General features: G+C 70.7%; 20 protein-coding genes. 7 read left to right on the top strand and 13 right to left on the bottom strand.

Annotation, left to right across the window (positions count from 1 at the left end):
• Positions 1-103: 103 nt before the first annotated feature.
• The 5 genes from AC07PU_RS13915 to AC07PU_RS13895 all read left to right on the top strand — a co-directional run bounded on the left by AC07PU_RS13915 (position 104) and on the right by AC07PU_RS13895 (position 3,696).
• The gene (locus AC07PU_RS13915; protein ID WP_296782825.1) at positions 104-862 is read left to right on the top strand and encodes a hypothetical protein; all 759 of its coding nucleotides are present in this window, start codon (positions 104-106) and stop codon (positions 860-862) included.
• Positions 863-953: 91 nt separating this feature from the next.
• Positions 954-1,310, top strand: coding sequence for a helix-turn-helix domain-containing protein (locus tag AC07PU_RS13910; protein ID WP_495318149.1), 357 nt, complete (start codon positions 954-956; stop codon positions 1,308-1,310).
• Positions 1,307-2,602 (top strand): type II toxin-antitoxin system HipA family toxin, encoded by a 1,296-nt coding sequence (locus tag AC07PU_RS13905; protein WP_495318147.1) that lies wholly within the window; start codon positions 1,307-1,309, stop codon positions 2,600-2,602. The genes AC07PU_RS13910 and AC07PU_RS13905 overlap by 4 nt, the downstream gene beginning before the upstream one ends.
• 121 nt (positions 2,603-2,723) lie before the next feature.
• Entirely contained in the window at positions 2,724-2,954 is a 231-nt protein-coding gene (locus AC07PU_RS13900) for a hypothetical protein (protein WP_495318145.1), read from the top strand.
• Between the two features lie 49 nt (positions 2,955-3,003).
• Positions 3,004-3,696 (top strand): P-loop NTPase family protein, encoded by a 693-nt coding sequence (locus tag AC07PU_RS13895; protein WP_093342156.1) that lies wholly within the window; start codon positions 3,004-3,006, stop codon positions 3,694-3,696.
• A 7-nt stretch (positions 3,697-3,703) separates the two neighbouring features.
• Here AC07PU_RS13895 and fabG read toward each other — a convergent pair whose 3' ends face one another.
• Genes fabG through AC07PU_RS13845 form a run of 10 tightly spaced genes read right to left on the bottom strand, consistent with a single transcriptional unit; the run spans position 3,704 to position 13,282 of the window.
• Positions 3,704-4,435, bottom strand: a complete 732-nt coding sequence (gene fabG / locus AC07PU_RS13890) for a 3-oxoacyl-ACP reductase FabG (RefSeq protein WP_495318143.1) — start codon at positions 4,433-4,435, stop codon at positions 3,704-3,706.
• The gene (locus tag AC07PU_RS13885; protein WP_495318310.1) at positions 4,432-4,908 is read right to left on the bottom strand and encodes a hotdog family protein; all 477 of its coding nucleotides are present in this window, start codon (positions 4,906-4,908) and stop codon (positions 4,432-4,434) included. The genes fabG and AC07PU_RS13885 overlap by 4 nt, the downstream gene beginning before the upstream one ends.
• Before the next feature lie 2 nt (positions 4,909-4,910).
• Positions 4,911-5,675: a class I SAM-dependent methyltransferase gene (locus AC07PU_RS13880; protein ID WP_495318141.1), complete on the bottom strand. Its 765-nt coding sequence runs from the start codon at positions 5,673-5,675 to the stop codon at positions 4,911-4,913.
• Entirely contained in the window at positions 5,672-6,493 is an 822-nt protein-coding gene (locus tag AC07PU_RS13875; RefSeq protein ID WP_495318139.1) for a polysaccharide deacetylase family protein, read from the bottom strand. Before AC07PU_RS13875 ends, AC07PU_RS13880 begins: the two co-directional genes overlap by 4 nt.
• A 16-nt stretch (positions 6,494-6,509) precedes the next feature.
• Positions 6,510-8,927 carry an MMPL family transporter gene (locus AC07PU_RS13870; protein WP_495318137.1) on the bottom strand — a complete coding sequence of 806 codons (2,418 nt, stop codon included), beginning with the start codon at positions 8,925-8,927 and terminating at the stop codon, positions 6,510-6,512.
• On the bottom strand, positions 8,924-9,559 hold the full coding sequence (locus AC07PU_RS13865) for a LolA-related protein (protein ID WP_495318135.1): 636 nt from the start codon (positions 9,557-9,559) through the stop codon (positions 8,924-8,926). The genes AC07PU_RS13870 and AC07PU_RS13865 overlap by 4 nt, the downstream gene beginning before the upstream one ends.
• Positions 9,534-10,550, bottom strand: a complete 1,017-nt coding sequence (locus AC07PU_RS13860) for a lysophospholipid acyltransferase family protein (protein ID WP_093342166.1) — start codon at positions 10,548-10,550, stop codon at positions 9,534-9,536. The genes AC07PU_RS13865 and AC07PU_RS13860 overlap by 26 nt, the downstream gene beginning before the upstream one ends.
• On the bottom strand, positions 10,547-12,274 hold the full coding sequence (locus tag AC07PU_RS13855) for an AMP-binding protein (RefSeq protein ID WP_495318133.1): 1,728 nt from the start codon (positions 12,272-12,274) through the stop codon (positions 10,547-10,549). The genes AC07PU_RS13860 and AC07PU_RS13855 overlap by 4 nt, the downstream gene beginning before the upstream one ends.
• 46 nt (positions 12,275-12,320) lie before the next feature.
• Positions 12,321-12,971: a COG4648 family protein gene (locus AC07PU_RS13850; protein WP_093342169.1), complete on the bottom strand. Its 651-nt coding sequence runs from the start codon at positions 12,969-12,971 to the stop codon at positions 12,321-12,323.
• A gap of 5 nt (positions 12,972-12,976) precedes the next feature.
• Positions 12,977-13,282, bottom strand: coding sequence for a phosphopantetheine-binding protein (locus AC07PU_RS13845; RefSeq protein ID WP_057596224.1), 306 nt, complete (start codon positions 13,280-13,282; stop codon positions 12,977-12,979).
• A 101-nt stretch (positions 13,283-13,383) separates the two neighbouring features.
• On the opposite strand from AC07PU_RS13845, the gene AC07PU_RS13840 reads away from it, so the two are divergent.
• Together AC07PU_RS13840 and AC07PU_RS13835 are read left to right on the top strand one after the other, a co-directional pair.
• On the top strand, positions 13,384-14,898 hold the full coding sequence (locus AC07PU_RS13840; protein WP_495318130.1) for a helicase HerA-like domain-containing protein: 1,515 nt from the start codon (positions 13,384-13,386) through the stop codon (positions 14,896-14,898).
• A gap of 22 nt (positions 14,899-14,920) precedes the next feature.
• Entirely contained in the window at positions 14,921-15,628 is a 708-nt protein-coding gene (locus AC07PU_RS13835; RefSeq protein WP_495318128.1) for a Crp/Fnr family transcriptional regulator, read from the top strand.
• Positions 15,629-15,665: 37 nt separating this feature from the next.
• Here the strand turns inward: AC07PU_RS13835 and AC07PU_RS13830 are convergent, their stop codons facing one another.
• The 3 genes from AC07PU_RS13830 to AC07PU_RS13820 all read right to left on the bottom strand — a co-directional run bounded on the left by AC07PU_RS13830 (position 15,666) and on the right by AC07PU_RS13820 (position 19,373).
• On the bottom strand, positions 15,666-18,008 hold the full coding sequence (locus tag AC07PU_RS13830; protein WP_495318126.1) for a DUF6351 family protein: 2,343 nt from the start codon (positions 18,006-18,008) through the stop codon (positions 15,666-15,668).
• 148 nt (positions 18,009-18,156) lie between these two features.
• Complete coding sequence (locus AC07PU_RS13825; protein WP_296799299.1) at positions 18,157-18,798, bottom strand: DUF1109 domain-containing protein; 642 nt, start codon at positions 18,796-18,798, stop codon at positions 18,157-18,159.
• Positions 18,795-19,373: a sigma-70 family RNA polymerase sigma factor gene (locus AC07PU_RS13820; protein ID WP_203201135.1), complete on the bottom strand. Its 579-nt coding sequence runs from the start codon at positions 19,371-19,373 to the stop codon at positions 18,795-18,797. The genes AC07PU_RS13825 and AC07PU_RS13820 overlap by 4 nt, the downstream gene beginning before the upstream one ends.
• Positions 19,374-19,450: the final 77 nt, after the last annotated feature.

Here is a 19,450-nt window from a genome sequence, read left to right as displayed (position 1 = left end):
CGGCTCAACAATTAACGCCAAGGTATTGATTTGTAAGGAAAATTGCACGGGCCCGCCGCTTGAAGCAGGCCGCCGCCCCAGCCGTGGATGATAACGTCAGGGCATGAGCGAATCCTCGGTTTCTCCCCTGAAAGACCGCCGCGCCTGGCTGCTCGCGGGCACCGGTGCCCTGCTCGGGCTCGGCGGCTGCGGCGCGTTCCAGAACACCCAGCGCGCCGAGCCCTACGCCAACCAAGAATGGCTGCAGTCGAGCGCCAACCGCATCGCCAACCTCTCGCTGCGCGACAACCTCGAATCGATACGGCGCGTGCAGACCACGCTCTACCGGCGCAATCCTCGCGAATGGCGCAAATCGGCCGCCAGCATGGACGCCGCCAGCCAGCGCGCCTGGGCCGCCGTGACGCAGGGCCCCGACCTGCCCGAGCTGCACGGCGTCACCGGCATCGAGGCGATCCGCCTGGCCTTCGACACCGGGCCGCAGGGCTACCAGGGCGACCGCGTGGCGGCACTGGTGGTGGGCTGGGCCTCGATGCTCAAGCAGGCCAATGGCGACACCTGGGAGCAAAGCATGATCGACGGCATCAATGCCGAGAACAGCTACCGGGCCGCGCGCAACTTCGAGATCTCGCTGTGGCTGATCGCCTCCAAGACCGGCCCCGACGGCCAGCCGCTGCTGCTGGCCACCGAGATCAGCGAACGCGGCCGCAACCTCGTGGCCGACCGCGAGCTGTCGAAAGTGGTCGCGCGGCTCGACCTGCTGGCGGCCCAGGCCGACGAAAAGTACCGGCGCGCGGCGCTCGATTTCGGGCAGAACTGGGTGATGGGCGTGGTGATGCCCTTCTTCACGCTGGTGCCGCGCTGAATCTGGGCGGACGGCACGCCGCCGTCGCCTCGGCCCAGAGATGCCTTGGGAAACATATTTCCGAATTGGTCATTTGCGGTAATATCTTTCCATGACCAAGCAGGAACTGATCGCCGCGCTGATCGCCCGCCGCGAGGCCTCCGGCCTCTCCGGCGCCGAGGTCGCGCAGCGCTCGGGCCTGACCGAGCGTTCGGTGCGCAACGCGCTCGGGCCGCAGGGCAATCCGCAGATGTCCTCGCTGCTCGCACTGGTCGATGCGCTGGGGCTCGAGCTTCAGCTGGTGCCCAAGGGCTTCGGCGCCAGCGCTGTGCTCGACACCGATGCCGGCTACCGCCCCGTTGCCACGCGCGTAGGTACCGCGGTGGCCGCCTTGGCGCTGCCGCCCGAGCCGCCGCCCTACCTACGCGAAACTCCGGCCCGCCGCGGCTCGCGCAAGCGCTCGCCATGAACGTCAAGATCCTCGAGATCGCGCTCGGCACGCGCCGCTTCGGCAAGCTGTTCCAGTACGCCGACCTGTGTCGCTTCGTGGCCGAGCCCGAGATCGTCGCGACGCCGCCGGCCGAGGTGCTGTCGTTGTCGATGGTGGCGAACGATGCCGCCTCGCAGGCGGCCCTCTGGAGCGACATCAAGAATCCGCTGTTCAACGCGCAGGGCGGCCAGTTGCCGCGCTTCTTCCAGAACCTGCTGCCCGAAGGCGTGCTGCGCACCCACATCGCGCAGTTACGCGGCTGCCGCGAGAACGACCATTTCGAGCTGCTAGCGGCCTGCGGCGGCGACCTGCCGGGCGCGGTGAGCGCGCGCCCGGTGTCGGTGGACCGCGCCACCTTGCAGCGGCTCATCACGCAGGACCAGGACGCGCTCGAGATGTCGGTGGTCGAGCTGCCGATGCCGCAGGGCATCTCGGTGTCGGGCGTGCAGCCCAAGCTGGGCCTGCGCCGCCAGGGCGGGCGCTACGTGGCGCGCACCCGCGCCGGCGCCAGCACGCGTGTGATCGCCAAGCTGCCCGTGGCCGGGCGGCCGCACATGCCGCAGCTGGAGATGCTCTCGCTGCAGATGGCCGCCGCCGCGGGTGTCGAGGTCTGCCATGCCGAACTCGCGCCGCTTGCGGCGATCTCGGCCGAGCACAGCTACGCCCTGCCCGACGAGCCCGAGTTCCTCGCGGTCACGCGCTTCGACCGCGAAGGCGCGCGCCGCATCCACTTCGAGGACTTCGCGCAGGTGCTGGGCTTCGACCCGCTGCACAAGTACGGCGGCAGCTACCTCAACATGGCGCTCGCGATGCGGGCCTTTCCCTCGCTCGGCGAGGAGGCCGTGCTCGAGCTGGTGCGCCGGCTCGCGGTCAACGAGCTGCTCGGCAACCCCGATGCGCACCTGAAGAACTTCGGCGTGCTTTACCCCGACGGCGCCTCGCCGCGCTTCGCGCCGGCCTACGACATCGTGGCCTATGCGGCGCTGCAGGGCGTCGAAGGCCATGCGCTCCCGCTGCTCCCCGCCACGAGCAATGCCGCGCCACGGCGCAGCGGCCTGTTCAGCCCCGCCAACGTGCGCGCCTTCTGCTTCTCGGCCGGCCTGCACGAACCTCAAGTGCGGCGCGTGGTCAGCGACACCGCGCGTCGCGCGCGCGAGCAGTGGCCCGCGATGATCGACGGCTCCACCCTGCCCGCGTCCTGGAAGGCGCGGCTGCAGCAGCGCCTGCAATCCCACCCCTTGCTGCAGGGAATGGCCCGGCGCGGCCAATAGGCCCCGGGTCTGGCGGAGCCGGCATCGCCGCGAGGCACGAGATACACACGCGCACAACTTTCCGCGATGATGCTTCCCGCCCAGATGACATAGTTCAACGCAACATGACGGGAATTGGCGCATGCGAGTCGGTATCGTGGTTCTGGAGTTGTTGATCGACGCGGGCGCGGCCTGCGCCGCCCTGGGCCTGCTCGGTGCCGGCAGCGCCGCCTTCACGGCCGCGAGGCGTCGCTACATCGGCGGCGACGGCAGCCTCGCGACGCCCTCCCCACACAACCAGCCCGACGACCACGTCGACGACGGCCATTCAGGCGATTCGTCCTCGCGCCGGGAGTCCGCCCCCAGAAGCTGAGGCAAACTGTCGCCGGCTTCCTGAATCTTCCACATCTACCAGCGACACCATGAGCTCCATCAATTTCATCGGCGGCGAAAAAGGCGGGGTCGGCAAGTCGGTCACGGCACGGGTCCTGGCCCAGTACTTCATCGACCACAGCCGCTCCTTCACGGGCTTCGACACCGACCGCTCGCACAGCTCGTTCACCCGCTTCTACGAAGGCTTCGCCTCGCCCGTGGTGGTCGACAGCTTCGAAGGGCTCGACACCGTGGTCAACGGCTTCGAGACCCATCCGCAGCAGAGCGTGATCGTCGACCTCGCGGCGCAGACGCTGGCACCACTGGCGCGCTGGATCAAGGAATCCGACCTGTTCGACGTCTTCGCCGAGATCGGCGTCACCGTCAATTTCTGGCACGTGCTCGACGACGGCAAGGATTCCTCCGACCTGCTCGGCACGCTGGTCGACACCTTCGGCAAGCGGCCCAACTACATCGTGGTGCAGAACTACGGCCGCGGCAGCGACTTCGGCACCCTGCTCGGGTCGCAGTCGATGTCCAAGGCCACCGCGAACGGCGCGCGCGTGATCGCGCTGCCGCGCCTGCACGAGGCCAGCATGCGCAAGATCGATGCGCAGAGCACCAGCTTCTGGAAGGCCGTGAACGACCGCGAAGGCCCGCACGCGCTGGGGCTGCTCGAACGCCAGCGCGTGAAGTCGTGGCTGGCGACCGCCTACGCGGCCTTCGACACGCTGCCGCTCTGAGCGCCAGCTAGATCATCCCACCGTTGACCGAGATTACCTGCCCGGTGATGTAGGCCGCCTCGTCGCTCGCGAGGAAGGCGGCCAGCGCCGCCACTTCTTCGGGCTTGCCGGCGCGCTTGGCGGGCACCATCTGCTGGATCAGCGCCGGATCGAACGCCGCGTCGGCCATCGGCGAGGCGATGATCCCGGGCGCGATCGCATTCACCGTCACGCCGCGCGAGGCCACCTCGAGCGACAGCGCCTTGGTCGCGCTGTTGAGCGCGCCCTTGGCCGCCGCGTAGTTCACCTGGCCCTTGTTGCCCACCAGCGCCGCCACCGACGAGATGTTGAGCACGCGTCCCCAGCGGGTGCGCAGCATCGGCAGCAGCAGCGGCTGGGTCACGCGGAAGAAGCCGTTGAGCGAGATGTCGATCACCTTGTGCCACTGCTCGGCGCGCATGCCCGGCAGCACCGCGTCGTCGTGCACGCCCGCGTTGTTGACGATCACCTGCACCGGCCCCGCCTCCAGCATGCGCGCGCAAGCGACCGCGCAGGCCTCGTCGCTGCGCAGGTCGAAGACGTGGCATTCGGCCTTGCCGCCGGCCGCGGCGATCTTCGCGGCCAGTTGCTCGACCGCGTCGGGACGCGAGTTCGCATGCAGCAGCACGGTCGCGCCGTCGCGCGCGAAGCGCTCGGCCATGGCGGCGCCGAGCGCGCCGCTGGCGCCCGTGATCAGGGCGCGTTTTCCTTGGAGACTCATGATTCCTTCGGGGTGTCCAGGGCCAGCGGCGTGTTCAGCACCACCACCGCGCGGCCGTCGGCCAGCGCACGGCCTTCGCCGTCCCTGAGCCAGAACTCGTACATCACCTGCTGGGCGTCGCCCGACAGCCGCCGCGCCTCGACCTGCAAGCGCCCCTCGACCTCGTCGAGCCGCGCCACCGTCGTGCGCACGCTGCGCGTGCTCGCGAGGAAGCCGGCCGAGGGCCTGTCGCCTTCGCTCGCCAGCAGCCCGCCATGCAGCGCCATCGCCTGCGCGGCGTACTCGACGGCATTCGGCGCCAGCAGCCCGCTGGCCGTGCGCAACGGGTTGTCGGCCTGGCGGTGGGTCGTGGTGCTGCAGCGGATCGTCTCGGCATCCCAGCCCTCGAGCCGTTCGAGCAGGCACATGCTGCCGCGGTGCGGTATGCGCTGCGCGATGCCGTCGCGCTCGAGCGTCTGCGGCAGGAAGCTCATCGTCATCGCGCGCCCTCCGGTGCGAGGTCGGCCACCAGCAGCACATTGGCGAACGGCGTGCCTTCGCTCATCGGAATGCTTTGCACGCCGAAGCCCAGCCGTTCGAGCAGCGCCTTCCATTCGGCCAGCGGACGGCCCCAGGTCGGCGACACCTTGTGGCCGCGCACGCGCGTCACGGTGCGGTCGACCCACTGGCTGATCGCGAAGCCGCGGCGGCTCGAGGCATCGCCCACGCGCAGCAGCAGCCGCGCCCGGGGACTGCCGCCGCGCCGCAGCGCATCGCGCACGCGGCGCAGCACGCCTTCCTGCGCGGCATGGTCCACGTAGTGCAGCACGTCGAGGATCACGACCAGGTCGCAATCGGGCAGATCGGCCGCGCACATGTCGGCGCAGAGCAGCCGCGGCGCGGGCTCGAGATGGCCGATCGAGGCCTCGGCGCGCGCCACGTCCTTGGGCATCAGCTCGATGCCGGTGTATTCGGCGGCGCTCGGCGTGGCGCCCCAGCCGGCGGGCCAGCGCCCCTGCTGCTGCATGCGGCTCATCGAGGCCAGCAGGCTCGCGAACAGGCCCTGGCCGCAGCCGATGTCGACCACGCGCCGATGCTGTGCATCGATCAGCCCGCGTTCGAGCAGGCCGCGGAACACCGGATCCCGCCCGAGCTTGCCGCGCGCGAAGTGCCAGGCGAAGCTGCCGCCCTTTTTGTAGGGATCGGTGGCGGCCTCGTGCAGCTCGCGCCAGGCGCCGTCGGTCGAGAGCACGGCGCTCATTCCCGAAGCCCCTCGGGCAGGGTCACGGCGCGCAGTCCATCGGCGCGCAGGCGGTCGAGCAGCAAGGGCAGTACCTCCAGCAATACGGGTTCTCCACGGGCGGTGCGCGCGGCATTGCCGTCGTGCAGCAGCAGGATGTCGCCGGCCGCTAGGCCCCGCGTGAGGCGCGACAGCACGCGCTGCGCATCGCCCTCGCGGGTGTCGAAGCCGCGGCGGGTCCAGCTCACGAGCGACAGGCCGAGCCGGTGCAGCACCGGCTCCAGGAAGGGGTTGCGCAGCCCGGCCGGCGCGCGAAAGCAGCTCGGGCGCTGGCCCGTGACCTCGCCCAGGATCTGCTGCGCCTGCGCGATCTCGCTGGCGAAACCGCGTGGGCCGAGAAAAGAGAAGTTGTGCCGATGCCGCGCCGTGTGGTTCTGGATGCTGTGGCCGCGCGCCACGATCTCGCGCGCCAGCGCCGGCTGGGCCCGCACGCGCTCGGCGATGCAGAAGAAGGTGGCGCGCTGGCCATGGGCATCGAGCAGGTCGAGCACGCGCGGCGTCACCGCGGGTTCTGGGCCGTCGTCGATGGTGATCGCCACCTCGCGGCGCGCGACGGCCGCCGCGGGCAGCCGCGTGACATTGGGGCCCAACAGGCGGCTGCGCGGCGTGAGCCCGGCCGCGGTGATCAACGCATGGTTGAGCACGATCGCGCCAAGGGCCCAGGGCCAGGCGCCCGGCACCAGCACGCCCGCGCCGACGGCGGCTGCGTGCCAGGCCGCGCTGGCGCGGATGGCCGGCGGCCACGGCCAGGATTCGGGGACGACGGGTGCGGTCGACATGGCGCGGGATTGTGCGTCAGCTGCGCGTGCCGCCGTCCGAAGACCCCGCCTCGCCCGCGGGTGGCGTCACGCGGCGCGCGAAGGCGGCCGACAGCAGCAGCGCCAGCAGCGCGCCCGGCGCCACCACGCGGCCGATCGACGACAGCGCGGGAATGTCGGAGATCGCGATCAGGCCGAAGGAGACCACGGTCGTCAGGTTGGCGAGCATCAGCGAGGCCAGCGTGTCCTCGTCGGCCCGGCCCGTCGTGCGCAACTGGTCGAAGAACAGCGCGTAGTTCGAGCCCACCGCCACGATCAGCAGCAGCCCCACCAGGTGCAGGATGCCGAGCGCGGCCTGCATCACGGCCATGCCGCCGAGCGTGAGCATCACGGCGAACAGCAGCGGCTGGCACACCGCCAGCAGGCGCCGGCCCGAGCGCAGGTAGATGCCCAGCAGCACGACCACCGCCAGTGCGCCGAGCAGCACCTGCACGAAGGCCTCGTGCAGGTAGCGCTGGTAGAGGCTGCCGAGCTCGCGGCCTACGTCGACCACCTGCACCTCGGGCACGCCGGCGAGCGCGGCCTCGAGCTTCGCCTGCTCGAACTTCGGCCCCGGATGCAGCGCGATCAGCGTCGACCAGCCGCCACCCGGGCGCTCGTACATCAGCGAGCTGACCACCGCGCGCAGCGGGCCTTCGCGGAGTTCGTCGAGCTGCACCGGCTTGAGCTGGCGCGCGGCCTCGACGTCGGCGATGAAGGGCGCGAGCCGGCTGGCCGGCAGCGGCAGGCCCTGCGTGGCCTCGGCCAGGCGGGTGCGCAGGGTGTCGGCATCGGGCAGGCTCGCCAGGCGCGCCTGCTGGGCCGCGATGCTCGGCAGCACACGCGTCACGGTTTCGAAGCCGCCGAGCTCGCCGCGATCGACCAGCGCGCTGAGCTTCGCGCTCGCGGCCTCGTTGTTGCGCAGCGCCGCCTGGGCGTCGGCGCCGTTGGCCATCACGATGATGCCGCCGTCGCTGGTGCCGATGTCGTTGCGCAGCATCTCGTCGAGCTGCTGCTGCGCGCGCGGCACCGGGCTCATCGCGCTGAGGTCGGCGCGCCACAGGTGGCCGCCCTGCCACAGCACCAGCGCCACCGCGGCCACGCCCAGCGCCGCCAGCGGCCACCGCAGGCGCGGCAGGTTGCGCACCAGCAGGCCGGCGAAGCTCGCCATCTGGCGCCGCATGCCCATGCCGGTGGCGCCGTCGGGCGCGAGCATCGGCAGCGCGTAGCGGGTGGCGACGGCGGCCGCGACCAGGCCGGCGATCGAGAACACGCCGAGCTGGGCCAGGCCCGGGAAGCCCGAGAACACCAGCGCCGCGAAGCCGCAGACCGAAGTCAGCAGCCCGATGCGCACCGTGGGCCAGTGCACCGTGCGCCAGCGCTGCCAGCCGGTGCCGGGCACGGCCGCGCCGCGCGCCTGGATCAGGTAGTAGATGGCGTAGTCGACGGTCTCGCCGATCAGCGTGCTGCCGAAGCCCAGCGTGAGCCCGTGCACCGAGCCGAAGACCCAGCTGACCGCCGCGGTGCCGATCACCACGCCGGTGGCTACCGGCAGGAAGGCGATCACCAGCGCGCGCGGCGAGGCGAAGGCCAGCAGCAGCAGTCCGCCCATGACGATGCCGCCGACGATCGCGAGATGGATCGCCTCGGTCTTGATCTTGTCGCGGCTGAGCACCGAGAACACCGGCGGGCCGGTCAGCAGCAGCTGCGGCTTGGCTTCGCCCAGATCGCGCGTGGCCGCCTCGTGGGCCGCGTGCACGCGCGCGATCGCCACCGCCTGCGCGTCGAGGTCGCTGCCGGCGGCGCGCGTGGTCAGGATCATCAGCGCGCGCGGCGCGGTGCGCGACATCCACACGCCGCCTTCGCTGCGCGGCGCGCTGGCCGGCACCAGCTCCTCGGCGATGCGCGTGGTCTCGCCCGTGGGATCGCGGTCGAGGAAGGGCTTGATCACGTTGCCGGCCGGCGTGCCGAGCATCGACAGCGTCTCGTTGATCGCGTCGCGCAAGCCCTCGACCGTGAAGCGCTCGGGCGCCACGCCCGGCGAGAGCTGGTAGCGGTGCTGGAACACCCAGGTGCCGGCCTCGGTCCAGTCGCCGGTGTCGCCGTTCTGGATCAGGTCGAACAGCTGGCTCTCGCGCATGCTCTTCGCCATCGCGCGCGACACCTGCGCGCGCGCCTCGGGCGTGCCACCCTCGAGGCCCAGCATCAGGGTGCGCGAGGCCACGCCGCTTTGCAACTGCTCGATCAGCACGCGCTGGCGCGCATCCGGGCTCTTGGGCAGGAAGGCCGACAGGTCGGCGTTGAAATGGGTGCGCGAGATCTCGAACACGCCGGCCAGCAGCAGCGCCACCCAAACCAGCAGCACCACCGCGCGGCGCTGCCAGCTCGGCGGCCCCTGCGGCGCGGTCGCGCTCACGGCGTGCCGCGCCCGGCCGGCGCCGCCGCCGGTGCGGGGGCAGCCGCGGGACGGTCGGGCACGATGTTCATCACCGAGCGGTCGCCGCCGACGAACTCCATCTCGAGCCCGAGCACGTCGCTCGCGCGCCCGCTGATGCGCATGCTGCGCACCTGGGCCGCGAGCCGGCTGTCGATCGGCGTGAGGTCGAGCGCCCACTGGCTGGCCGAACCGGTCACGGTGCTGCGGAAATAGCGCTGCAGCGTGGTGCCGTCGCCGCTGAGCGTGCCGCGCATGGCTTCGACCAAGCCCAGCAGCTCGGGCATGCTGTCGAGCGCGAGCGTGCGGTTGCGGCCGCCGCGCGACAGGGTCAGCGTGTTGCCCTCCACCGCCATGGTCTCGACGCGCGGCGACAGCGTGCGGCGCACCAGCTTGTCGGGCGCATCGAAGCTCAAGGTGCCGCGCGCATCGAGCGGGCCTTCGAGGCCGTGCACGAAGCGCTGCTCGGTGAAGCGGGCCTCGCCGCTCTTCTGCTTGGCCAGCAGGCCCATCAGTTCGTTGAGGTCGAAGGCCCAGGCCGGCGCGGCGCCGAAGGCCAGCACGAGCAGCAGGGCCTTTATGAACCGTTCAAGCCGCCGCGGGCGCATCTGCATCTTCGAGCCAGAAATCATGGAAATTGAACCAGTTGTAGGGGTAGGCGCGGCACAGCGCCTCCAGGCGCGCCACATAGGCTTCGACCGCGGCGCGGATCAGCCGTTCGCGCTCGGCGGCATCGGCCGGGCGCTGGCCGAAGTCGGCCAGGCGTTCGAAGCGGACATCGTAGCGCGCACCGCCGTGGTAGACCCCGGCCATGAAGAACACCGGCCGCCGCAGCAGCGCCGCGAGCCGGAACGGCCCGTCGTTGAAGCTGGCGGGCCGGCCCAGGAACGGCAGCACGATGTTGTTGCCGCGCTGCTGCGCCGGCTGGTCCTCGCTGCCGGGCAGCGTGCGGTCGGCCAGCATGCCGCCCATGCCGCCGCCGTCGAGCCAGTCGCGCAGCGCGAGCATCGAGTGCGGCCGGCCCAGCGCGATCACGTGCGGCCGCGCTTCGGGCAGGCTGATCGCGTTGAGGATGGCGGTGATGCGCTGCGCGTTGTCGGGATACATCAGCATCGCGAGGCGCATGCGCGCCTGGTCGGGCTGCTGACGCTTGCAAGCGCCCATGGCCTCGAAGCTGCCCACGTGCGCGCCGAGCAGGAAGGCACCGCGCCCCTCGCCCGCCGCATTCTCGAGCTCGACCTGGCCGTCCATGCGGAAGTCGAACAGGTCCATGCGACCGCGCAGGAAATACACCCGGTCGAGCACCGTCGAGGCGAAGGCATGCAGCAGCTTGAAGCCGTCGACCCAGCCGGCCTGCGGGCCGATGGCGCGGAACAGGTAGCGCTTGATGTGGCGCCGCGGCGTGGGCGCGAACAAGAGGAAGTACAGCGCGATCGGCGGCAGCAGCAGCCGCGTGATGCGGCGGCCGAAGAAGATCGCCATGAAGCAGATGAAGCGCAGCGCGAGCATGTTGCTGCGCTCGGGGGCACGGGTCCAGTCGGCCGCCTCGGCCTCCGTCCGGGCCGCGGCGTTCACCGCGCGGGTCTCGGCCTCCGTGTGCTTCATCGCGGCGACTCTGCCACGGGGGTCCAGCGGCCGGTGACAGCCACCACGCCATCGCAGCGCACGTCGAAGCGCACACCGCCGCCGCTGGCCTCGGGGTTCAGCTCGATCGCCAGCACGGCGCCCGGACGCACCGGCGCCAGGAACTTGGCCGCGGCCAGCGTGGGATTGGCGCCGAGCCGGGCCACCAGCACCGGCACGCGGCGGATCGCCTCCTGCACCTCGGCCAGCACCAGTGCGCCCGGCAGCAGCGGCTGGCCGGGAAAGTGGCCGGCGAACGCCGGATGGTCGACCGGCACCGTGTGCACAAGCCGCACCGGCGTGCCGTCCTCGGCCAGTTGCGCCAGCGCGAACTCGCGCAGCGCGCGCACCGTGAGCTTGCCCGTGCCCTCGCGCGGAAAACTCTTCACGTGCACCACGCGCCGCGGCACGAAGACCGGCTCGAGCCGTTGCCGCAGCGCAGCAACGATGACCGCCGCCGTGAGCTCAGGCGCGACCACGAAGGCGATCGGCCGCACCACGCCGTCGGCCACCTCGTCGGGCAGCCAGAAGGCGCCGTCGTCCACGCCGGGGATGCTGTTGAGGTGGTAGTTGAGGTGGGCCAGCGAGCTGCGCCGGCCGGCCACGTGGATCAGGTCGTTGGCGCGCCCGAACAGCCGGAAGCGGCGCTCGTCGAGCAGCTCGAGCACGTCGGCCATCGGCGTCGGCTCGGGCAGGAAGTCGCCGCTGAAGATGAAGCGCTCGTTGCCGTCCTCGCCGCCCGGCTCGGCATGCACGCGGATCTCGCCGAAGGTCTCCCAGACCTCGCTCTCGGTGGTGCGGCGCATCGCGACCTGGCCCGATTCGGTGCTGCCGTAGATCTCGAGCAGCACGCCGTGCAGCGCCTGCTCGGCCTGGGCGGCGAGCTGCGGCGACAGCGGCGCGGTGGCCGAGAGGATTAGGTCGACCTCGGGCAGCGCGATGCCCGACAGCAGCAGCGTCTTGAGGTGGAACGGCGTGGTCACCAGCGCGCGCGGCCGCGGCACCGAGGCCAGGGCCTGCGCCACGTCGGCCGGAAAGAAGGGCCGGCCGCTGTCGAAGGCGGCGCCGCCGAGCATGGCCAGCAGCACCGAGGATTCGAGTCCGTAGCTGTGCTGCACCGGCACCGTGGCGACCAGCGTCAGGCCCGCGAGCGAAGGAAGATCGAGCACGCGGCACAGGCGTTCCACCGCCACCGCCACGTCGCCGGTGAGCGTGCGCCAGGTCTTGGCATGCGGCTGGGGCGCGCCGGTGGAGCCCGAGGTCAGCAGGCTGGCCGCGTGGCGTTCGGCGTCGATCATGGGCACGGCGGCCGTGTCGGCAGCACCGCCGGCATCGCTCGGCGCTGGGCCGGCCGCCTTCTCGATCACCAGGCGCGCCATGCCGGGCGTCTGCAGCGCCGGGTCGTCGACCAGCGCGAACAACCCGTCGCCATGCGATTCGCGCAGCCGCGACAGGGTGTCGGCGCGCGCGTCGGGCGGCAGCAGGCTGGCATGGCCACGCACCAGGGCCGCGGCCATGCCGACGATGAAATCGTAGCGGTCGGAACAGAGATTGACCGCGGCGCCATGGGCCGGCAGCTGCGGCGCGAGGCGGGCCACGTCGGCCAGGAATTGGCGCGTGCTCAGCGGCACGCCGGCGCGCCAGGCGAGCGGCGCATCGGGATCGCGCTCGGCGAGCAGCGGCAGCAGGCCAGGATTCGGTGTCACGCGGTGCCTTTTCCTCTCTCGTGTCGGTCCGCCGGGCCGGCGAGGCTCAGCGCGGGCCGCCGCCGGCGCTGCTGTCGGCCGACGAACTGCCGTAGAAGGCGCGCACCGCATCGACCATGCGGGTGCGCTCGAACTCGGGGTGCAGCCGGTAGCGCAGCAGGTGTTCGCCGACGAACAGCAGCGCCACGCTGGCGGGCGTCAGCACGTTGGCCAGCAGCGACCAGGCCGAGAACGACAGCGTGAGGTAGACCACGATCGACGACAGCACCACCAGCGCGAAATAGCCGGTCCAGATGCGCGTGAGCTGCGTGGTGTAGGCGCGCATCGCGCCGCGCAGCGGATGCACGCGCTGCGCGAACTGGGTGATCAGCGGCACGCTGTCGCCGCGCAGCGTGGAGCCGAACCAGCCGCAGAGCAAGGCATTGATGGCCACGTGCTGGAACACGTAGAGCCGGTTGGTGTCGCCCGCTTCGCCGCTGAGCACCAGCGCGAAACCGGCCAGGCCCAGCGCGACCACCGCGGCGAAGCCCCAGCGGCCGAAGCGGCTGGCGGCGAAGCCCATGGCGGCGAGCCACAGCGGCCCGAGCAGCACGACCACCGCCCACGGCTCGGTGGCGTGGAACAGCATCATCCAGTGGGAAGCACCGGCATAGGCCACCCCCACCAGCAGCAGGAGCGCCAGGCGCCATCGTGACATGGGGTTCAGGCCGCGCGGTTCTGGGCGACGTGGGCCGCGAGCGTACGCAACGACTGGAAGATCTGCTGGTTGCGCTCGTCGTCCGAACGCAGCTGGAAGCCATAGCGGCGCGAGACTTCGAGCGCGACCTCGAGGATGTCGATCGAATCGAGGCCGAGGCCTTCGCCGTACAGCGGCTCGGTCGGGACGATGTCGGCTGGTGCCACCTCGAGATTGAGGGCGTTCACCAGCAGCACGGCCAGTTCCTGCTCGATCGGCGACTGTTCGGCATCGCCATCGGCGGGAATGGGGGGCTGAGCAGTCGAAGACAAGAAAAACCTCCAGAAACTTTTGCCGCAAGGGCGCGTGGGCCGTGGATTATAGGAGGGCAGCTTGATTAGACTGGCCGCCTCGACACGACCCGGAACCGTCCATGGCCGACCCTCTTCTGATCGCCCGCCACGAGAGCGTGGAATGCGCCCTCCTCCCGGCCCTCGCCAACCGCCACGGTCTCATCACCGGCGCCACCGGCACCGGCAAGACGGTCACGCTGCAGACCATGGCCGAAAAGCTGTCGGCCATCGGCGTGCCGGTGTTCATGGCCGACGTCAAGGGCGACCTGACCGGGATCAGCCAGAAAGGCGCCATCGGCGAGAAGATGGCCGCCGCGCTCAAGGAGCGCGGCATCGACCTGCCCGAGCCGCTGGGCTGCCCCGTCACGCTGTGGGACGTGTTCGGCGAGCAGGGCCACCCGGTGCGCGCCACCATCTCCGACATGGGCCCGCTGCTGCTGGGCCGCATGCTCGACGTGAACGAAACCCAGGCCGGCGTGCTGAACCTGGTGTTCAAGATCGCCGACGACAACGGCCTGCTGCTGCTCGACCTCAAGGACCTGCGCGCCATGCTGCAGTACGTGGGCGAGAACGCGAGCCAGTTCACCACCGAGTACGGCAACATCAGCGCCGCCAGCGTGGGCGCGATCCAGCGCGGTCTGCTGCAGATCGAGACCCAGGGCGGCGACAAGTTCTTCGGCGAGCCCATGCTCAACATCGCCGACTTCATGCAGACCGAGGGCGGCCGTGGCGTGGTCAACATCCTCGCGGCCGACAAGCTCATGAACTCGCCGCGGCTGTACGCAACCTTCCTGCTGTGGATGCTGTCGGAGCTGTTCGAGCAACTGCCCGAGATCGGCGACCCCGACCAGCCCAAGCTGGCCTTCTTCTTCGACGAGGCCCACCTGCTGTTCAACGAGGCGCCCAAGGCGCTGGTCGAACGCATCGAACTGGTGGTGCGGCTGGTGCGCTCCAAAGGCGTGGGCGTGTATTTCGTGACCCAGAACCCGCTCGACATTCCCGATTCGGTGCTGGCCCAGCTCGGCAACCGCGTGCAGCATGCGCTGCGCGCCTTCACGCCGCGCGACCAGAAGGCGGTGAAGGCCACCGCCACCACGATGCGGCAGAAGCCCGGCCTCGACATCGAGAAGGCCATCACCGAGCTCGCGGTCGGCGAGGCGCTCGTGAGCTTCCTCGACGAGAAGGGCCGCCCGAGCGTGACCGAGCGCGTCTACGTGCTGCCGCCCGGCAGCCAGATCGGCCCGATCACCGCCGCGCAGCGCCAGGCGCTGCTGGCCAACTCGCTGGTGGCGGGCGTCTACGAGAAGGCGGTCGACCGCGAGTCGGCCTACGAGAAGCTCAAGGGCCGCGCCGAGACCGCGCCTGGGGCCCCCGCGGCGGGCAAAGCGGCGCCCGGCAAGCCGGCCGAGGAAGGCTCGGGCGCCGGCGGCATGCTCAACGACCTGCTGTTCGGCCACACCGGCCCGCGCGGCGCCAAGCACGACGGCCTGGTGCAGACCATGGCCAAGTCGGCGGTGCGCACCATGGGCACCTCGGTCGGCAAGGAGATCCTGCGCGGCGTGCTCGGCGGCATCTTCGGTTCGAAGAAGCGCTGAGCCGCGCGGCGACGACACCCCCGTGTCCTCGGGCAAGCCTCCGACCAGGGACATCGCGGCGTTCTGGGAGCGCTGCATCTGGCCGCGCGTGCTCACCCAGTGCGAACGCGAGACCGCCTACAAGGCGCTCTACACGCGCGAGCACGGCCAGGGCGAATTCGTCTGCCAGCGCAACGAGATCGCCGACAGCTGGATCGGCGTGATCGAGGGCTTCCTGCGCGTGCAGGACACCTCGGCCGACGGCAAGCCCGTGATGTTCACGGGCGTGGCCGCGGGCGGCTGGATCGGCGAAGGCTCGCTGCTGAAGGTCGAGCAGCGCAAGTACGAGATCGCCGCCACCCGCCCCACCGTCACCCTGCACCTGCCGCGCGACACCTTCACCTGGCTGCTCGACAGGAGCGTGCCGTTCAACCACTTCATGCTGTCGCACCTGAACGAGCGGCTCAGCCAGTTCATCGCCACGGTCAAGTTCGACCGCCTGCTCGAACCCACGGGCCGCGTCGCGCGCGGCATCGCGAGCCTGTTCCATCCGGTGCTCTATCCCAACACCGACGCCACCCTGCAGATCAGCCAGGAAGAAATCGGCTGGATGGTCGGCGTGTCGCGCCAGCGCGTGAACGTGGCGCTGCACGAGCTCGAGGCCGCGCAGCTCATCAAGACCGGCTACGGCTACATCAACGTGCTCGACCGGCAGCGCCTGTCGCGCTATCCGACCAACCAGCCGGGCTGAAACGCCCGCGTGGCGGGCGTTGCGGCGCGTCGACCGTTCAGAGCGGCGTCGACACCGGCGCGGCCGGCAGGTCCTGCCCGCCCGGGCCGCCGCGGAAGGTGGTCGGCGTCCACGGCACCTGCCCCACGCCCGGCTTGCTCCAGTCGCACACGCCATCGGGGAAGGTCGCCTGCAGCCGCACCTGCTGGCCGCCCGTGAAGACCGCGCCGGCGTAGTCGGCCGATGCGAAGTCGATCGGCTTCAACTGGCACTTGAACACGTCTTCCGACAACGGTCCGCCCGACACGATGCGCACCGACTCGTAGGGCTTGACCGGGCAGGCGGCGCTGCCGAAGCCGATGTCGACCAGCTCGGCGGTGGTCATGCCCGCGGTCGCGATGCACTGGTCGACCGCGTCGGAGGGCTTGTTCTTCACGACCTTCTTCTCCTTCGTGTCGGCGGACCTGTCGGCCTCCATGGCGCTGAGCCAGCGGTCCATCATCAGGAAGGCCTGCCGGGTCAGCGCGACGCCGGTGCCGGCGTTGCTCGCCAGCACCACGTGGTTGTCGTGCCCGCCGTTGCCCGCGTCCAGGCGCGCGCGCTGCTGGTACGTGCGCCAGGCCATGTGGATGTCGGCGCCGAGCTCGGGCCGCAGGTCGATGACCGGCACCTTCGCGAGGTTCTTCGCGTAGCTGACGAGCCCGCTGCGGTAGAGCGCGGTCATCGCGCTGGTCTGCATCCGGGCACGCGCCGCGGGAATGACGGCCTTGTCGCCCGACCAGATCATGTCGGCGTCCCAGCTGCCGATGCCTTCGTTGAGCGCGACGAATTCCTCGGGCGTGATGGCGCCGGAGCGCAGGGCCTTGAGCCCGTACTGCACGCCCGCGTTGTCGTAGGGCAGGTTCGGCACGGTGTTGCCGTTGAGCTCGGTGGTGCCGAGGATCGCGGTCATCACGTCGTGGATCGTGCAGCGCACGCCGTTGGGCCGCAGCGCCGGGTCGTACACCAGCGCCGCCGGAAAGCCGAGTCCGCAGTTGGTGGCCTGCACCGGGTTCTGCGGCGCGAGGAAGGAATAGACCCAGTTGGTGCAGTAGTCGGCCGTCGGATGGCCTTCGATGGCCGCGCGCGCCGCCGGCGACAGGCCGGCACCCGGGCCGGTGCCGTAGTAGCGCCAGAGGTTGCCGCAGTCGCGCGTCTCGATCCAGGTCGTCACCGCGTCGGGGTAGCTGTAGCCGGTCTGCAGGCCGTCGAGCAGGCCGGGCATCACCGAGGCCGGCACGGTCTGCATCATCGAGCCGCCCGAGCCACCGTCGGACATGGTGTAGCGGATCTCGCCATAGGTGTCGATGATGTGTTCCTTGACCATCATGATGTTCTCGGTCGCGAGGAACTCGTTGTTGTTGTCGTTGTGGTTGGTGAGCTGCGAATTGACCGTCATGAAGCCGGCGCGCAGCGCGTTGTCGTCGAACAGCGCCGTGCCCGGGTTCTGCTGGAAGCGGTTGCCCGAGGCCGAGGCGCCCATCTTCCAGAGCACCTTGCCGTTCCAGCCCTTCTGCGGCTCCCACGGCGTCCACGGCTTGGCGGGATCGAAGTACACCGCCACCTGGTATTCGCTGCGGCCCATCGTGCCCAGCTCCACGCGCAGCAGCGCCTTCACGGTGTCGCCGCGGTCGGTCGTGAAGTTCGCGATCTCGGCGTCCTTCGGGCGCTTGGCCGGGTCGTACTGCAGGAAGCAGGCGTAGGGACCGAAGGGCTGCTGGCCGCAGTCGGTGCCCTCCTTGGCCTTGGGCTGGTAGTAGTAGGTGTAGATGGTGGGCGCATTGCAGTCGGCGTCGACCGGGTCGGCGTCGAGGCCGCTCACCTGCGTGGTCGCGCTGGCCGACAGGCCGGTGCCGGGCACCGTCACGGTCGTGACCGAGCCGGCCTTCGTGGCGCAGATCCACGGCTGCACCGGCGTGCCCGCGAAGATATTGCCACCGCGGGCGAAGTTCTCGATCGCGAGCTTCGCGCCCGTCTTGGTCGACTTGAGCGTGGCGGTGAGCGTGTTGCTGCCCACGCGCAGCCCGGTCACGGTGCCGAGCACGCGGCCGTTGGCGCGCAGCGCGAAGGCGGAGGAGATGTCCTTGCCGTCGAGGTCCACCGCGAGGTCGAGCGCACTCTTGCCTTCGGGCAGCACGATCTCGACGTAGGCATCGCCGTCGCTGATCATGTCGGCGCGGTTCGACAGCGTCCTGATCTTGAGTTCGCCCGTCGCCGCCGGCGGTGGCGATTCCGGCTGCGAGCCGGAGGGCGGAAGAATCGGCAGTGCCACGCCGCCGCCGCCGCTGCCGCCGCAGCTTGCGAGGGTGACGACCGCGCACAGGCCCAGGACCCGCAGTCCCGTTCTGAGGATGTCTCGCATCGATGTCTCCTGTTGTTGTGAGAGAAACGCGACGCGATTGCAATCCTTTCGCTCTTTTCGAACTGTTCAGCGAACGACATTTCGCCGCGGGACAGGGTTTGTCCCAGTGAGACGTACGAGCGCTCGCAGGCGCTGCCCGCGCCGGCCTCTACCAGCGCAGCAGCCGCGGCCCCAGCAAGGCGCCCACCAGCACCGGCACCGCGATCCCGCTCACGTACCAGACCGCGAGGAACGGCGCCGTGAGCTCCATGCAGTGCAGCGCATAGACGGCCGCGCCCACCCCGCCGGCCAGCGCACCGGCCGCCGCGCCGGCCAGCGCGGGCCGCGTCGGCGCGAGGCTGCGCAGCGCGGCCATCGCGCCGACGAACACCGGCAGCGCCATCACCGCGATGCTCATGGCGCAGACGCGCCACGACTGGCCCATCAGCGAGGGCATGCGCCCTTCCATCGGCGTATCGAACCAGGCCACCACGGCCAGCGCCCAGACCGCCAGCACCGGCAGCACGGCACCGATCCAGGCCCGGCGCACCGGCACGCCCGGCCGCGCGAGCCGCTGCACCATCACGAAGGCCGCGCCCGCGATCGCCAGCGGAAACAGCAGCTTGACCCAGAACATCGGCCAGAACAGGGCCTGCAGCAGGTCGCGCCGCGGCCCGTATTCGACCAGCAGGATCGCCAGCGACAGCGGCGCACCGATGGCCAGCGCCAGCCCCAGCCGCCGGCTCGCCGCCTGGCGCGGCACGGCCACCGGGCCGGCGGCGAGCATGGCGACCAGATCGTCGGTCTTCATGCGGCGCTCCCGAAGCGCGCGGCCAATGCCTTGAGCCCACGGTGGATGCCCACCTTGACCGCCGATTCGGACATGCCCGTGAGGCTCGCGGTCTCGGCCACCGACAGGCCCTCGATCTTCACGTGCACGATCGGCAGGCGCTGGCGCTCGGGCAGGGTCTCGAGCAGGCCGCCGAGGTCGCGACGCGCATCGCTGGCCTCGATGTCGGAGGCCGCGAACAGGCCCTGTTCATCGTCTATCGGGTCCTGCAGCGCCTCGCGCGAGGACTTGGCGCGCAGCAGATCGATCATCTTGTAGCGCGCGATCGCATGCACCCAGGCCGTCAAAGGCTGGTCGCTCTGGTAGGTATGGCGCTGGTTGTGCATGGCGAGCAGGCATTCCTGGACGAGGTCTTCCACATCATCGGGCCAGCCGAACAGCCGCCGGCCCAGGAAAGCGCGCAGGTGCGCGCTGAGTCGCTGCAGGAAGTCGCGGTACGCCTTCGCGTCGCCGTCGAGGCCGCGAAGGAAGAGGCTGCGCAGCGCCGCCTCGGCGTCGCTCGTTTGCATCCTGCTGCCTTCGTTGTTTCGTGCCATCGGACCGGCTGGTTACAGCCTCGTCGAAAAAGTTCCGACGGATTGTGCCGCGCCGCCGCAAGAGCCCGCGCGGCCGC

It is taken from the genome of Variovorax sp. GW821-FHT10D07, assembly GCF_059415325.1.
The sequence above is the reverse complement of the archived record's forward strand: the minus strand, read 5'-3'. Positions and strand labels throughout refer to the sequence as shown.

Coding starts and splice junctions, on each gene's coding strand:
- AC07PU_RS13830 (WP_495318126.1), bottom strand. CDS start 18,008: ATGCGAGACATCCTCAGAACGGGACTGCGGGTCCTGGGCCTGTGCGCG.
- AC07PU_RS13860 (WP_093342166.1), bottom strand. CDS start 10,550: ATGAAGCACACGGAGGCCGAGACCCGCGCGGTGAACGCCGCGGCCCGG.
- AC07PU_RS13895 (WP_093342156.1), top strand. CDS start 3,004: ATGAGCTCCATCAATTTCATCGGCGGCGAAAAAGGCGGGGTCGGCAAG.
- AC07PU_RS13840 (WP_495318130.1), top strand. CDS start 13,384: ATGGCCGACCCTCTTCTGATCGCCCGCCACGAGAGCGTGGAATGCGCC.
- fabG (WP_495318143.1), bottom strand. CDS start 4,435: ATGAGTCTCCAAGGAAAACGCGCCCTGATCACGGGCGCCAGCGGCGCG.
- AC07PU_RS13915 (WP_296782825.1), top strand. CDS start 104: ATGAGCGAATCCTCGGTTTCTCCCCTGAAAGACCGCCGCGCCTGGCTG.
- AC07PU_RS13910 (WP_495318149.1), top strand. CDS start 954: ATGACCAAGCAGGAACTGATCGCCGCGCTGATCGCCCGCCGCGAGGCC.
- AC07PU_RS13850 (WP_093342169.1), bottom strand. CDS start 12,971: ATGTCACGATGGCGCCTGGCGCTCCTGCTGCTGGTGGGGGTGGCCTAT.
- AC07PU_RS13885 (WP_495318310.1), bottom strand. CDS start 4,908: ATGAGCTTCCTGCCGCAGACGCTCGAGCGCGACGGCATCGCGCAGCGC.
- AC07PU_RS13880 (WP_495318141.1), bottom strand. CDS start 5,675: ATGAGCGCCGTGCTCTCGACCGACGGCGCCTGGCGCGAGCTGCACGAG.
- AC07PU_RS13900 (WP_495318145.1), top strand. CDS start 2,724: ATGCGAGTCGGTATCGTGGTTCTGGAGTTGTTGATCGACGCGGGCGCG.
- AC07PU_RS13875 (WP_495318139.1), bottom strand. CDS start 6,493: ATGTCGACCGCACCCGTCGTCCCCGAATCCTGGCCGTGGCCGCCGGCC.
- AC07PU_RS13865 (WP_495318135.1), bottom strand. CDS start 9,559: ATGCAGATGCGCCCGCGGCGGCTTGAACGGTTCATAAAGGCCCTGCTG.
- AC07PU_RS13825 (WP_296799299.1), bottom strand. CDS start 18,798: ATGAAGACCGACGATCTGGTCGCCATGCTCGCCGCCGGCCCGGTGGCC.
- AC07PU_RS13905 (WP_495318147.1), top strand. CDS start 1,307: ATGAACGTCAAGATCCTCGAGATCGCGCTCGGCACGCGCCGCTTCGGC.
- AC07PU_RS13820 (WP_203201135.1), bottom strand. CDS start 19,373: ATGGCACGAAACAACGAAGGCAGCAGGATGCAAACGAGCGACGCCGAG.